At 62.4% G+C, this 13,323-nt stretch carries 12 protein-coding genes; 1 reads left to right on the top strand and 11 read right to left on the bottom strand.

The genetic code is table 11. The annotated features are described in order from the left end of the window. Window positions 1–136: 136 nt before the first annotated feature. The 3 genes from ACX3P0_RS08940 to glmM form a co-directional block, all read right to left on the bottom strand. Entirely contained in the window at window positions 137–1,228 is a 1,092-nt protein-coding gene (locus ACX3P0_RS08940; RefSeq protein WP_459087948.1) for an outer membrane protein, read from the bottom strand. A gap of 249 nt (window positions 1,229–1,477) precedes the next feature. Then, the gene (locus tag ACX3P0_RS08945) at window positions 1,478–2,338 is read right to left on the bottom strand and encodes an outer membrane protein (protein ID WP_459087949.1); all 861 of its coding nucleotides are present in this window, start codon (window positions 2,336–2,338) and stop codon (window positions 1,478–1,480) included. Between the two features lie 178 nt (window positions 2,339–2,516). Further along, window positions 2,517–3,869 (bottom strand): phosphoglucosamine mutase, encoded by a 1,353-nt coding sequence (gene glmM / locus ACX3P0_RS08950; RefSeq protein ID WP_459079387.1) that lies wholly within the window; start codon window positions 3,867–3,869, stop codon window positions 2,517–2,519. A 629-nt stretch (window positions 3,870–4,498) separates the two neighbouring features. Between glmM and ACX3P0_RS08955 the strand changes: the two genes are divergently transcribed. Continuing rightward, a complete protein-coding gene (locus tag ACX3P0_RS08955) occupies window positions 4,499–5,161 on the top strand; it encodes a hypothetical protein (RefSeq protein ID WP_459088221.1) in 663 nt (220 codons plus the stop codon). 68 nt (window positions 5,162–5,229) lie between these two features. Here ACX3P0_RS08955 and ACX3P0_RS08960 read toward each other — a convergent pair whose 3' ends face one another. The 8 genes from ACX3P0_RS08960 to tolB form a co-directional block, all read right to left on the bottom strand. After that, window positions 5,230–5,451 carry a hypothetical protein gene (locus tag ACX3P0_RS08960; protein WP_459079384.1) on the bottom strand — a complete coding sequence of 74 codons (222 nt, stop codon included), beginning with the start codon at window positions 5,449–5,451 and terminating at the stop codon, window positions 5,230–5,232. 66 nt (window positions 5,452–5,517) lie between these two features. Beyond that, on the bottom strand, window positions 5,518–5,949 hold the full coding sequence (locus ACX3P0_RS08965) for an SRPBCC family protein (RefSeq protein ID WP_459087950.1): 432 nt from the start codon (window positions 5,947–5,949) through the stop codon (window positions 5,518–5,520). Next, window positions 5,946–6,269, bottom strand: coding sequence for an ArsR/SmtB family transcription factor (locus ACX3P0_RS08970; RefSeq protein WP_459079382.1), 324 nt, complete (start codon window positions 6,267–6,269; stop codon window positions 5,946–5,948). Before ACX3P0_RS08970 ends, ACX3P0_RS08965 begins: the two co-directional genes overlap by 4 nt. A gap of 166 nt (window positions 6,270–6,435) precedes the next feature. Continuing rightward, window positions 6,436–8,373 carry an ATP-dependent zinc metalloprotease FtsH gene (gene ftsH / locus ACX3P0_RS08975; RefSeq protein ID WP_459079381.1) on the bottom strand — a complete coding sequence of 646 codons (1,938 nt, stop codon included), beginning with the start codon at window positions 8,371–8,373 and terminating at the stop codon, window positions 6,436–6,438. A 114-nt stretch (window positions 8,374–8,487) separates the two neighbouring features. Then, window positions 8,488–9,924 (bottom strand): tRNA lysidine(34) synthetase TilS, encoded by a 1,437-nt coding sequence (tilS, locus tag ACX3P0_RS08980; RefSeq protein WP_459087951.1) that lies wholly within the window; start codon window positions 9,922–9,924, stop codon window positions 8,488–8,490. Next, window positions 9,918–11,021, bottom strand: coding sequence for a tol-pal system protein YbgF (gene ybgF, locus ACX3P0_RS08985; protein ID WP_459087952.1), 1,104 nt, complete (start codon window positions 11,019–11,021; stop codon window positions 9,918–9,920). Before ybgF ends, tilS begins: the two co-directional genes overlap by 7 nt. A 222-nt stretch (window positions 11,022–11,243) precedes the next feature. Then, a complete protein-coding gene (pal, locus tag ACX3P0_RS08990; protein WP_459079378.1) occupies window positions 11,244–11,750 on the bottom strand; it encodes a peptidoglycan-associated lipoprotein Pal in 507 nt (168 codons plus the stop codon). 234 nt (window positions 11,751–11,984) lie between these two features. Next, window positions 11,985–13,295, bottom strand: coding sequence for a Tol-Pal system beta propeller repeat protein TolB (gene tolB / locus ACX3P0_RS08995; protein WP_459087953.1), 1,311 nt, complete (start codon window positions 13,293–13,295; stop codon window positions 11,985–11,987). Window positions 13,296–13,323: the final 28 nt, after the last annotated feature.

Raw genomic sequence — 13,323 nt, forward strand, 5'->3', positions numbered from 1 at the left:
ATATTCGCTCAGGCCTTCGGCGTCAAGAGGAAAGTTTTTGTCGTGTGCAGGATATTCGCCTCGGGCGCGGCAAGCGCCGAAACGAAAACGGCGGGCCCGAAAGCCCGCCGCGATGATGGTAAAACCGGTAAGATGCTTACCAGAGATCGTAGCGCAGCCCGACCTTGACCTGGTTGGTGCTCATGCCCTTGCGCTGCTCTATCCCGCCATCGCCGACGGCATAGTATTTGATGTTCGGCGCGCTGATATACTGATAGCCGATATCGACGGATGTATTCTGCGAAAGTTGATAGGAAACACCCGCCGAGAGGCCATACAACAAGTTGTATTCGCTGTGATCGGCGGAAGCGACCTGCTTGTCGCCCGCGCCGCCGCGGCAATTGAAGGCCGTGGTCGTTTCCGTGGTGGTGCCATTCGAACTGGTTATGCCCGTCGTGGAACTGTCATTACACGTGGCATTGGTCGTCAGCTTCGTGCGTGTGTACAGCACGCCGATGCCGGCGCCGACATAGGGTGTGAACCCGGCATAGGTGCCAAGGTCGACATAGCCGTTGGCCAGGCCGTTCCAGGCGATATTCTTCGCCGATGCGCTGACCATGCAGTCCCTGCGCCAATCCGGAGCGTTGGCGACGGTGGTGACTGGATCGCCTTCCACGGGATTGCCGTCAACATCCACGGTCGTGACGGTTGTCTTGGTTGTGACGGTCCTGTCGCCCAAGCACCCGAAATCGGGGCGTTGCAGCCTGCCTTGCTGATAAAGATCCTGACTGAGATCCAATGTGTTGGCAGCCTCATAGGGGCTGAGATACCCGGCAAACAGGTGTGCCGTCCCTCGGTAGCTGTCGTTGGCCAGAAGCCCGACATTGATGTCCGCGCGCAGATAGTCGTTGATATGGTAGCCGAAGCCGATGCTGCCCGTAATCGGCGATTCGCTGTCCTTGTAGGAGAAGGCATCCAGGGGCCCAAGCTGCCCCAGGCCGATATAATTACCGAGCAAATTATTGTCGACCAGGAAATCATCGATCCCGATCGCCGTATCCTTGTAGCTCTTGGCGAAAGCATAGCCGACATCACCACGCAGATACCATCCGGAGCCAACCTCGACCGGCTGGTACTCCGGCGCCTGATCGACATAGATGGGCGGGTCGTAATCGGCGGCGAGCGCGGGCGCCAGTGGCGTGAGCGCGGCGGCACCCAGCGCCAGCGCAATACGAATTTCGAGTTTCATGGTCCCCAACTCCCGAAGTTGCCCCTGGCCACATTCGCATGACAGCCACCGGTTCGAGGACCATTGTTAACCATAGTGGTTAAATGCTGGTTAAGGATAACAGCGGGTTAGCAAATGGACTTCCGGGGACCGATTTCGCCACAGATGGAGGAAGCCCCTGCCCCCAAACGAGATCAACACACAAGAGCACTGCACAAACGAAAGCCGCCCGGACGATGCCGGGCGGCTTTGCTGTCTGAATGGGATGAATTACTTGGTGTAGATCGGCTCCGGCTCGTAGGCCACGGTTTCCGGTTCCGCGCAACTGCTGGCGCCGCCGAACGAGTAGCGCAGGCCGCTGCGGACTTCGTGCGAATTGATGCCCTTGTCGTAGCCCGGACCAGCGCCCGGCCCGCCGGCGGACGAACCGGTATAATGGAACATCTTGCCGCCGTTGATGTGGGTGAAGCGATAGCCGACGTCGAGGTCGAGATTGTCGGTCAGGCAATAGGACGCGCCCGCCGACAGAGCATAGGCGAAGCGCCAGCTTTTCGCGCCCGCATGGCGGTCGTCAACGCCCGTGAAGGTGTTGCGCAAATCGTCCCATTTCACGAACGCGCCGCCAATGCCCGCGCCAACATAGGGCGTGATGCGGTTCCAGGTGCCGATATCGACATAGGCGTTGGCAAGCAGCAAAAGGGCGCTGAAGCTGGACGTATCGACGGATACGAAATTGGCGTCGGACGTCTGGCCGCGAAAATCCGATTTGGACCAGTAGTCCGCCGTAAAGTCGGTGCGCAGATAGGGGCTGATCTTGTAGCCGACACCGCCGCCGAACGAGAACCCGCCCTTGAGCTTGCCAAAATCGAACGACTTGCTGCCGGGCACCGGAATGGCGCCGCCGCAGGGGCCGCAATTCTCGGCGCCATAGGTGATATAATCGGCGCCCTGGAATTTCGACTTGTGGTAGCCCAGATCGCCGCGGATATACCAGCCGCCATATTGCACGTCCTGGATTACCGGCGGCGGGGCCTCCACCACCTGCGGCTCATAGAGGTCGGCAGCCAGCGCGGGGACCGCCATGCCTGCCGCCATCGCGACGACGAGGGCTGACCTGGTAAAGTAAAACATAGGCTGTTGACCCCTGAAACCGCGGCAGAAACGGTGCGAAATTGATGCCTTCAGGGCTGGATAATGATGGGCAATGGTTAAATCCTGTTTAACCCTGTCGCTTAACCACGATCCGTTAAAAATTGAGGATTGCACTGGGCCGCGCGGCTCGGCTGTCAGAAAACGCTGACCGGCAAGTTCAGGCCGCGCTGCGGGTTTCCGAGATGATCTCAACCAGATCGTTGACGACCGCCTCGACCAGCGTCTGGTCGTCGCCTTCGGCCATGACCCGGATGAGTGGTTCGGTGCCGGAGGGCCGGATGACGACGCGGCCGGCATTGCCGAGGCGGGCGCGCGCCTCTTCAATCGCGGCCTTGACCGAGGCGTCCTCAAGCGGCTTGCCGCCGCCCGAGTAGCGAACGTTCTTGAGCAATTGCGGCACCGGCTCGAACCTCCGGGAAAGCTCGCTCATCGGCCGGTTCTGCCGCTTGATGCAGGCAAGCACCTGCAAGGCCGAGACAAGGCCGTCGCCGGTGGTCGAGAAATCGGAAAGCACGATGTGGCCGGACTGCTCGCCGCCGACATTGAGGCCGTTGGCGCGCATATGTTCCACGACATAGCGGTCGCCGACCTTGGTGCGGTGCAGTTGCAGGTTCAAGCCACCCAGGAAACGTTCGAGGCCGAGATTGGACATGATCGTGGAAACGACACCGCCGCCGGCCAGGCGCCCGCTTTGCAGCCAGGCTTCGGCGATCAGCGCGATGATCTGGTCGCCGTCGACGATCTCGCCCTGCTCGTCGACCATGACGACGCGGTCGGCGTCGCCGTCGAGCGCGATGCCGATATCGGCGCGAACCTCGTGAACCTTCTTCTGCAGGCTGGCAGGATGCGTCGAGCCGCATTCATTGTTGATGTTGAAGCCGTTGGGATCGTCGTTGATCGAGATGACCTCCGCGCCCAGTTCCCAAAGCACGGCAGGCGCAACCTTGTAGGCCGCGCCATTGGCGCAATCGACGACGATCCTGAGGCCCGAAAGCGACATGGAGCGCGGCAGCGTGCGCTTGGCGAATTCGATGTAGCGGTCATGGACGCCATCGACGCGCTTGGCGCGGCCAAGCCCGTCGGAATCAGCGAGCGCCATTTCGATGTCGTCATCGAGCATCGCCTCGATCCGCATTTCGATCTCGTCGGACAATTTGTAGCCGTCGGGACCGAACAGCTTGATGCCGTTGTCGAAATACGGATTGTGCGAGGCCGAAATCATCACGCCGATATCCGCGCGCAGCGAACGCACCAGCATGGCGACGGCCGGCGTCGGAATAGGCCCGAGCAGGAACACGTCCATGCCGGCCGCGCAAAGGCCGGCGACGAGCGCGCTTTCAATCATATAACCGGAAAGGCGGGTGTCCTTGCCGAGCACGACCCGGTGCCGATGGCTGCCGCGCTGGAAGGAAAGGCCAGCGGCCATCCCCACCTTCATGGCGATCTCGGCGGTCATCGGGAATTTATTGGCCCGCCCGCGAATACCATCCGTACCGAAATAACGTCCCATCCGCGTACCTGTCCCTAGCTGCGCTCGGTCGGCTTTTACTGCCACAAACGGCGAACTACTGCATCACAATGTGTGAGTTTATGTTACGAATCCTGAGAAAGGGTTCCTTTTTTGCGGTCGCTGCCTTTAGCCGGCGCCGTTCCCATTTTTTTGTCGGGCCGACCGCCGCGTCTGCCATGATTTTCGCGTATTCGCGGCTATGTGCTGTGCAGGCTAGGGTCTGGCGCAAATCCTTGTGGAGCGCTATTGCTTTTCGGGTGCGTTCCCGGCGGCATCCAACGGAGAGTTACATGCTCATTAATCGACTTGCCACACTGACCAGTCTGGCTGGACTGGCCGTGGCCACCGTATTGCTGGCCTCGCCGGCAAGCGCGCTCACCATGGCCGAATGCAGCACGAAGTACAACGCGGCCAAGGATGCCGGCACCCTCGACGGCCAGACGTGGAACCAGTTCCGCAAGGCCGAATGCGCCGCCGATGCCGACGCGGCCACGAAGCCCGACAAGAAATCGACCGCCAAGGCGACCACGACCAAGACGACTGCTACTGCCGACGAGCCCAAGGGGCTGACGGCGAAGGAATGCAGCGTAAAATACCAGGCGGCCAAGGAAGCCGACACGCTGAACGGCATGAAGTGGAACGACTTCCGCAAGAGCGAGTGCGCCGCCGGCGCAACTGCCGCCGCAACACCCGCCAAGGCGACCAAGACCAAGACGACTGCTACCGCCGACGAGCCCAAAGGGCTGACGGCGAAGGAATGCAGCGTAAAATACCAGGCCGCCAAGGAAGCTGGTACGCTCAACGGTATGAAGTGGAACGATTTCCGCAAGAGCGAATGCGCCGCCGGTGCAACTGCCGCTGCAGCGCCTTCCAAGGCGACCAAGACCAAGACCGCCGCTACCGCCGACGAGCCCAAGGGCCTGAGCATGGCTGAGTGCAGTACCAAATATCAGGCGGCGAAGTCTGGCAACACGCTGGGCGGCATGAAGTGGAACGATTTCCGCAAGGCCGAGTGCGGCGCCGGCGCGACCGATGACGATACCGTGCCGAACCCGACTGAGGCGAAGTACGACCGGGAACCGGCAGCGCCGACCGCCAGGGCACCGCGCGGCGTCAAGTTCCCGAGCGCCATCGCCAACAAATACAACGACGAAACCCCCGGCAAGGCGCGCATGCACACCTGCCTCGACCAGTATTATGCCAACAAGGACGCCGACACGCTTGGCGGCCTGCGATGGATCCAGAAGGGCGGCGGCTTTTACAGCCTGTGCAACACCCGGCTGAAGAGCTGATCCTGAAAAAACCCGCGAGGCATCCGCCCCGCGGGTTTTTTCTTGCCCTTGTTGCAAGCACGCCGTTGCTACCCCTCGACGCGCCGTCCGCCGCGTTCCCTGGCGACATAGGGCAGAACGAACATGTAAAGCCCGCTGAACAGAAGCAGGAAAAGCGGCAACAGGGGCGAATAGACGATCCAGGCGGGGGGCTGCCCCAGCGCCATCGCCGCGAAATTGGCGGCGACGGTCAGAGTAAAGATGATCGCAAGCCAGCGATGGCCTTGCCTGATCCACGTGTTCCAGCGCAATGAATCCTCCTTCGATATAAGCCGCCGCCCAGCCGGACGGCCGTTCGATCTACGGTTCGGCAGCAGTCAGCCTGCCTTCGCCGCAACCTGTTCCAGCTTTTCGAGGAACTGCTGCCAGCCGACCCTGGCGCCGCCATAGGCCTGCCTTTGATCCGGGCGGAAGCCCGATTGCTCGACACGCAGATGAGTGCCAGTATCCGTGGGGGTAAGCGTGAAGCGCACCACGCTTCTCAGATCGTAGGCCGGATCGTCATGGGCAAAGTCCCACGTGTAGGACAGCGTTCTGGCCGACTCGATGGCAAGGACCTCGCAATCCAGCACACCGCCCCAGTCTCCGCGCAGATTGAAGCGATGCCCCACGGCAGGCTTGAAATCGTTCTTCATGAGCCATTCCTCGATCAGATGCGGCTGCGTCAGCGCGCGCCAGAGCTTTTCGGGCGGATGAGGAAATTCCCTTTCGACAATGACGGTGCCTAGTTCGGGTGAAATGTCGTTCATTGGTCCATCCTCTTGAGCAAATCTTCGAGCCCATCCAACCGGCTTTGCCAGAAACCGGTCATCTCGCTCGTCCAGTCGGCCAGCGGCGCCAGCGCATCCAGTTGCGCGCTGTAATGCGTCTGGCGCCCCTCGTGGCGGTCGCGCACCAGCCTTGCCTGTTTCAGGATAGCGAGATGCTTGGAGACAGCCGGCTGAGAAATGCCCGCCTGCGCCGTCAAAGCGCCGACGGTCTGCTCTCCCTCGCGGCACAACCGTTCGAAAATTGCGCGGCGCGTCGGATCGGCCAACGACCTGAAAAGAATGTCATGGGATTCCGGCATATCGATTCATAACCATCCAGCTATTAATTATTACATAGCTGATCGGTTATGAATGAGTCAAGGGGTATCGAAGGAACCTTCATGCCTATGAGGAGGGCCATCGGTGCAGAAACAAAAACGCCGCGGGCATGCCGCGGCGTTTTCGTCAAATTCTCAGGAAGAACCCCTACCCTTGCGGCTGAGGCTCCATGCCGCCTTCGGGCTCTGGGCCCTTCTTCTTGCCGCGCGCGGTGCCGCCGGCCTTGGGAACGGCCGAGCCACGGCTGGTCGGCGTATCGTCGCCAAGGTCGCGGGACGGCTTCTTGCCGGCGATCAATTGCTTGATCTCCTCGCCCGACAGCGTCTCGTATTCGAGCAGCCCCTCGGCGATGGCGATCCATTCCTTCTTCTTCTTGGTCAGGATGTTCCTTGCCGCCGTATAGGCTTCGTCGATCAGGCGGCGCACTTCGGCATCGATGATCTGCGCCGTCCCTTCCGAGACATTTTGCGTGCGCGCGACCGAATGGCCGAGGAACACCTCTTCCTGATTGTCGCCATAGGCGACATGGCCGAGCTTGTCGGAAAAGCCCCAGCGGGTCACCATGGCGCGCGCCAGCTTGGTCGCCTGCTCGATGTCGGAGGAAGCGCCAGACGTGATGTTTTCCTTGCCGAACTTGAACTCCTCGGCCACGCGGCCGCCCATCATGATGGCGAGACGCGAGATCATGTATGTGTAGCTCATCGAGTAGCGGTCGCCTTCCGGCAACTGCATGACCATGCCGAGCGCACGGCCGCGCGGAATGATGGTAGCCTTGTGCAGCGGGTCGGCGGACGCCACGTTGAGCGCCATCACCGCATGGCCGGCCTCATGATAGGCGGTCAGTTCCTTCTCGGCCGGCGTCATGGCGGAGGAGCGGCGTTCCGCGCCCATCATGATCTTGTCCTTGGCGTCCTCGAACTCGGCCATGGTGACGAGCCGCTTGTTGCGGCGGGCCGCCATCAGCGCGCTTTCGTTGACGAGGTTGGCAAGATCGGCACCCGAGAAGCCCGGCGTACCGCGCGCGATGACCTTGAGGTCGACATTGGGGGCCAGCGGCACGTTGCGCACATGCACTTTCAGGATCTTCTCGCGGCCGACGATGTCGGGGTTCGGCACCACGACCTGACGGTCGAAACGGCCCGGACGCAGCAGCGCGGGATCGAGCACGTCGGGACGGTTGGTGGCCGCGATCAGGATGATCGACTCGTTCGCCTCAAAACCGTCCATCTCGACCAGCAGCTGGTTCAGCGTCTGCTCGCGCTCGTCATTGCCGCCGCCAAGACCGGCGCCGCGATGGCGGCCGACCGCGTCGATTTCGTCGATGAAGATGATGCAGGGCGCGTTCTTCTTGGCCTGCTCGAACATGTCGCGGACACGGCTTGCGCCAACGCCGACGAACATCTCGACGAAGTCCGAGCCGGAAATGGTGAAGAACGGCACATTGGCTTCGCCAGCCACCGAGCGCGCCAAAAGCGTCTTGCCGGTGCCGGGAGGGCCGACGAGCAGCACGCCGCGCGGGATCTTGCCGCCGAGCCGCTGGAATTTCTGCGGATCGCGCAGGAATTCCACGATCTCCTCGAGGTCTTCCTTGGCCTCGTCGACGCCGGCGACGTCGCCGAAGGTGATGCGGCCATGCGCTTCCGTCAAAAGCTTGGCCTTCGACTTGCCAAAGCCCATGGCGCGGCCGGAGCCGGACTGCATCTGGCGCATGAAGAATATCCACACGCCGAGGATCAGGATCATCGGCAGCCAGGAGATCAGATAGCCGAACAGCGTGTTGGAGCCGTCTGTCTCGGGCTTCGCGTTGATGGTGACTTGCTTGGTCTCAAGCCGCGATACCAGCGACTGGTCGCCAGGCGAATAGGTCTGGAAGCCGGTGGCGTTGTCGATGTAGCTGCCGCTGATGCGTTCGCCGGCGATAGTCACCGACTTGATGCGCCCGGCATCCACATCTTGAAGGAACTGCGAGTAGGGGATGTCGGTCGACGCCCCGCGCGTCTGCGGGGTCTGGAACAGATTGAAGAGCGCGATCAGCAGAACCGCTATAATCGCCCAGAGCGCCAGATTGCGATAATTCGGATTCATCAATTGTCCCGTTGGGATTTCCCGTTGGCACGGCCGGCGGCCGCGCACGCTGCAAGAAGTTGCCTTAACATAGGGAGCGCGCCCAGCCTTGCCAAGCACAACCGCGCGTCTCGGTTAAGCTTTGATGCCCTGCGGATCGGCCCCCTGGTCGGCCCCCTGGTCGGCTTGACGATCCATCAGCGGCGAGGCCGGCAGCGGCGGCGCGCCGACAAGGGCGGCGACTGCTGCGGCAAGCGCGAGATCGAAACCGGGCAAGAAGCGGGCAAAGGGCGCAACGACGGGCGAGATCAGCCCATGCCGGAGGTGGCCGGACGCGGAACGTTTTCCGGCAGAATCGCCGGAAAACACGGGTTCGGCAGCGTGTGCGGCCCGAAAAAGACTGGCCGGAACGTCGTTTTGCCCCGACAGGCCGCTCGACTGCGCGCTGGAGCCGGCAGGCGCGACGGTGGTTGCGGTAAAGCCGTCGGACAGGCTGATGCGCCGGCGGCCGTCCCACACCACGCCGTCAAAAGCCGGCGCGGCCGCCGGCAGGTCGCGTAGCTCGCGGTAAAGGAAGATGCCGGCGCGCCTGACATCGACGACAGCCCGCGACAATGTGGCGCGAAACGGCGCGCCGCCAAACCTCGCCAGAAGTGCTGCCGCACGGGCCTCGTCAGGCGGAAACGAAACCCCGCCCATCGTCGCCAGCAGAACCCGCAGCGCGACGATGGCGGCACTTTCGTCACCCTTTGCAAAAGCGGGATCGAGCCGGACCAGCCCGGCGGCCGGCTGGCTGGCAAAGGACCGGACCAGCGCGGCAGCGCCCAAGCTGGCTGTTTCGCGCGCGGCGGCCTCGCGGCCGGCAAGGGCGATGGCCTGCGCGAAACCGCGCCCGTCGATCAGTGCCCGGATGCGGGGGCGTTCATATGCCGGGTCCAGATTGGTCGGATCGTCGGCCCAGCCCGTTCCCTCGCCGCGCAGGAAATCGCGCAAGGCGGCGCGGCGCGTGCCGAGCAGCGGCCGCACGATCCACGTCTTCCAATCGTAAAGGGTCGCCGGCGCCATGCCGGCAAGGCCGCGCGCGCCGGTACGGGCGTCGGCCGCCAGGCGCGCCTGACGCATCAGCACCGTTTCGGCCTGGTCGTCGGCGGTGTGGCCGGTAAGGATGATGCCTATTCCTGCATCGCAGGCGGCTCGCGCCAACAGCCGGTAGCGCGCCTCGCGCGCGGCGACGGACACGCCCGAGGACGGCTTGGGGCCAGTCCACGTAACGGTCAGATGGGCGATCCCGCGTTCGGCGCATAGACGGCCAACGGCCTGCGCTTCCGCTGCCGAGCCGGACCGCAAATTGTGGTCGACGGTGACGGCCAGAAGCCGCGCCGATGGCGCATTGCGGTCGAGAAATCGCTTGAGGAGAAGAAGCAGGGCAGTTGAATCGCTGCCGCCGGAAATGGCAACGAGCGCGCCGCCGGAAAAGTCGATTGAAGAAAAGAGACTGTCAGGCAAATCTGCGTCGGCAACGGGGTCGGTTTCGGCAGCAGGGCCGGCTTCCGCCCGGGGCGATGTCAGCACGAGGCCAGTGCCCGTTCCTGTTTGATGCGCTCTTTCAGCGCGCCGGAAACGTTGGGATAGCGCTTGCCGATTTCGCCGAAGGTGGCGCAGGCGACATCCCGCTGCTTGAGGCCGACAAGCGAAACGCCAAGCTTGAGCAGCATGTCGGGGGCTTTCTTGGCCTTCGGATAGTTCTTGCTGGCGGCGAGGAAGATTTCAGCCGCATCGCGGTATTTCTGCTGGCCGAGCAGCGATTCACCGAGCCAGTAACGCGCATCCGCCGTTTTGGCGTCCTTGGGGAAGCGGCTGATATGGTCGCGGAACCCCTGCTCCGCCGTGCTGTAGTCGCCCGAAAGAATGAACTGATAGGAATTGCGGTAAAGCTCGTCGGCATTGTCGGTGGCCGGAAGCGCGGCAACGACCGCGCCTTGCGACCCGCCGTCCGAAGAACTCGCCGCCGGCCCCGATGCAGAGGGCGTGGTCGACTGGGTGTTGCCGCCCGCATCCACCACATTCCCGTTCTTGTCGACGGTGATCGTTCCGAACGTCTTGGCCGGCGCGCCTGTTGCTCCCGAGCCTGCCGCTGCAGTGCCGCTGCCGGGCACCAGCGTGCCGGGGTCGCCGGTCCCGGAATCGATGATGACGTCTTCGACGCTCTGGCCATCGGCGGGGGGTTGGCCGGCAGCCGGGGGCTGGGCAGCCGCCGGCGCCTGGGCGACGCTGGTGCCGTCGCCGGCTGCCTCCGACTTCTTCTGCCCGGCCGGTGCGCCCTGCTCCAACTGCTGCAGGCGGAATTCATTGTCCTCCTGCTGCTTGCGGATCTGCTCCTGCATCTGCAAGACCTGGAAATTGAGCTCCTCGATCTTGCCGTTCATCTGGCGCAGTTGGTTTTCCAGTTCGGTAACCCCCGCGCCGCTGGATTGGGCCATTTGGGCCGGAGCCAGTTGGGTCGGGGCCGTTTTCTTGTCGCTGAATACGCCGGGAAGGTTGATCGTCGGCGGGTGGAAGGAGAACCCGCTTTCCGACGAAGTCGGTTGTCCGATGCCGGCGGCGAAGGCCCCCGTTCCGGACACAAACAGCACTGCCAACGTGCCGCTCAGGATTGATCTGAAATGCATATGCCTCTCGCCATGAAACCAGTGAACGTTCGCACCGCACCGACCGTCGAGCAAAACAACTGCATCACAAGGCAACTGCATTACTAGGCCCGCCGTCGTATCCGGCACTTTGGCCTTCTAGCAGGACGCCAGACTTCGGCCAAATTTTGTTTACGGCTGCCAAACATGGAAAAGGCGACCCTGCGGCCGCCTTTCCCCGAATATGTGTTGCAAAAATACCGATCAGCTGCCGGCGCCGGCAAGCGTGGTGACGGCGCGGCGGTTCTGCGACCAGCAGGAAATGTCGTCGCAGACGGCGACGGGACGTTCCTTGCCATAGGAAATGGTCTTCAGCCGGTTGCCCGCGACACCCTTGGCGACAAGGAAGTCGCGCGTCGCGGCAGCGCGGCGAGCACCGAGCGCGAGGTTGTATTCACGCGTGCCGCGCTCGTCGGCATGACCTTCGACGACGATGCGGTACTGGCCGTATTTGTTCAGCCACTGGGCCTGGCGAGCGAGCGTCTGCTGGGCGTCGGCGCGGATCGAGGTGGAGTCCGTATCGAAGAAGATGCGGTCGCCGATATTGACGGTGAAGTCCTGCGCCGAACCCGGCGACGCGGCACCGGCGCCATTCAGGCCGAGATCGGCAGCGCTGTTGAGGTTTTTCTTGGAAGCGCAACCGGCAATCGCCAGCGAGGCGAAAAGCGCGATCATGACCGGATTTGTTGCTAGTTTCGCGATACGGCGCATGCCGCCTCTCCTTCGCATTCGAGTGAATCCATTGATCGGTCAGTAACCATCTTTGGGTTAACCGCCATTCAACAAACACGGTTAAAATTCGGTTTCGGCTGCCGTCCGCAGCCCTTTGTCCGAGGCCATATTTCACGCGGACCCTAGGCCAAAATACGGCCAAAACGCGACGTAGATGCAAAAAGAGGCCATAAATGGCCTCTTTTTTCGTCGATTCCAAGAATTGCCGCGCTGTTATTCCAGCAAGGGCGACCATGCCGGATCGGATGCAAAGTTCGCGGTCGGGATAGACTGCTCGTTGCGGCCGGTCAGGTCCACGGAAACCAGTTTCGGCCCGCCGGACGAGTCGCGGAAGAACATCAGCACGCGGCCGTTGGGTGCCCAGGTCGGCCCTTCCTGCTGGAACCCGGAAGAAAGAATGCGCTCTCCCGAGCCGTCGGTGCGCATGACGCCGATCTGAAACTCGCCGGCCGTCTGCTTGGTGAAGGCGATGAGATCGCCGCGCGGCGACCACACAGGGGTCGAATACGTGCCGTCGCCAAACGAAATCCGGGTCTGGCCGGACCCGTCCGCGCCCATCACGTAGATCTGCGCGCGCCCGCCCCGGTCGGAGGTGAAGACGATTTTCGAACCGTCCGGCGAATAGGAGGGCGAGGTGTCGATGGCCGTCGAATTGGTCAGCCGGGTGGTCGAGCGGCTGCGCAGATCCATGGTGAAAATGTTGGAATTGCCGTCGTCGCGCAGCAGCGACATGATGACCTTCTGGCCGTCTGGCGAAAAGCGGGGGGCGAAGGTCATGCCGGGGAAGTTGCCGACCAGTTCGCGCTGGCCCGTTTCTATCTGCAGCAGATAGACGCGGGGCTCGCCGCCCTCATAGGACATGTAGGTTATTTCCTGCCGGTTCGGCGAGAAACGCGGCGTCAAAACGATCGCCTTGCCGTTGGAAAGATAGCGCACATTGGCGCCGTCCTGGTCCATGATGGCGAGGCGTTTTACGCGCGCGTTCTTGGCTCCGGACTCGTCGATGAAGACGATGCGGGTATCGAAATAGCCCTTCTCGCCGGTCAGCCTCTCATAGATAGCGTCGGCGATGATATGGGCGACGCGGCGCGTATTGCTGTCATTGGCAAAGAACTGCTCGCCGGAAAGCTGTTGGCCGGCATAAGTGTCCCACAGCCGGTATTCGGCGCGGATGCGCCCGTCGGCTTCCTTGGTGACGCGGCCGGTGACCAGCGCCTGCGCGTTGATGACCTTCCAGTCGTCGAAGCGGGGGGCGACGTCGGGGTTCGAAATCTTTTCGATGAAGGCCGATTTGTCGATCGGCGCGAACAGGCCGGATCGCTTCAGGTCTGCCGCGATAATGCCGGAAATCTCGGTACCGAGCTTGTCGCCGGCCAGAAAGTCGGTGATGGCGACAGGCAGCGGCTCGATATTGCCCTTGTTGACGTCGATCGTCACCAGCGCATGGGCCGGCACAGTGGCAAGCCCGGCAAGACCGGTGGCGAGGGCGCCTATCATCATCAGCGTAGAAAGCAGCTTCTTCATGCCATAAACCTCTTTTGTCCTTTTGGCG

The organism is Mesorhizobium sp. A556, assembly GCF_054489545.1.

Coding starts and splice junctions, on each gene's coding strand:
- ACX3P0_RS08940 (WP_459087948.1), bottom strand. CDS start 1,228: ATGAAACTCGAAATTCGTATTGCGCTGGCGCTGGGTGCCGCCGCGCTC.
- pal (WP_459079378.1), bottom strand. CDS start 11,750: ATGCGCCGTATCGCGAAACTAGCAACAAATCCGGTCATGATCGCGCTT.
- ACX3P0_RS08965 (WP_459087950.1), bottom strand. CDS start 5,949: ATGAACGACATTTCACCCGAACTAGGCACCGTCATTGTCGAAAGGGAA.
- tolB (WP_459087953.1), bottom strand. CDS start 13,295: ATGAAGAAGCTGCTTTCTACGCTGATGATGATAGGCGCCCTCGCCACC.
- ACX3P0_RS08945 (WP_459087949.1), bottom strand. CDS start 2,338: ATGTTTTACTTTACCAGGTCAGCCCTCGTCGTCGCGATGGCGGCAGGC.
- ybgF (WP_459087952.1), bottom strand. CDS start 11,021: ATGCATTTCAGATCAATCCTGAGCGGCACGTTGGCAGTGCTGTTTGTG.
- ACX3P0_RS08970 (WP_459079382.1), bottom strand. CDS start 6,269: ATGCCGGAATCCCATGACATTCTTTTCAGGTCGTTGGCCGATCCGACG.
- ftsH (WP_459079381.1), bottom strand. CDS start 8,373: ATGAATCCGAATTATCGCAATCTGGCGCTCTGGGCGATTATAGCGGTT.
- ACX3P0_RS08955 (WP_459088221.1), top strand. CDS start 4,499: ATGAAGTGGAACGACTTCCGCAAGAGCGAGTGCGCCGCCGGCGCAACT.
- glmM (WP_459079387.1), bottom strand. CDS start 3,869: ATGGGACGTTATTTCGGTACGGATGGTATTCGCGGGCGGGCCAATAAA.